The sequence below is a fragment of the Micromonospora sp. DT43 genome, assembly GCF_049841645.1.
Taxonomy (GTDB): Bacteria; Actinomycetota; Actinomycetes; order Mycobacteriales; family Micromonosporaceae; genus Micromonospora.
The window spans coordinates 1-206 of the sequence record NZ_JBNCKR010000049.1; the positions used below are offsets into that span (position 1 = coordinate 1).

General features: G+C 70.9%; 1 protein-coding gene. It reads right to left on the reverse strand.

The features are described 5' to 3' along the window. Positions 1-206: hypothetical protein (locus ACLQ26_RS33085; protein ID WP_425748283.1), on the reverse strand; the 206-nt coding region annotated here is incomplete at both ends.

Consider the following 206-nt stretch of genomic DNA (forward strand, 5'->3'; position numbering starts at 1 on the left):
GAGGGTGGTTTCCGTGGTGGCGACCGCCGTGAGGGTGGTTACCAAGGTGGCGGTGACCGTGGTCGTTCCGGTCCGCCGCGTGAGGGCGGCTTCCGTGGTGGTGACCGCGAAGGTGGCTTCCGTGGTGGTGACCGCGAGGGTGGCTTCCGTGGCGGAGACCGTCGCGAGGGTGGCGGCTTCCGTGGTGGCGACCGCGATGGTTCGCG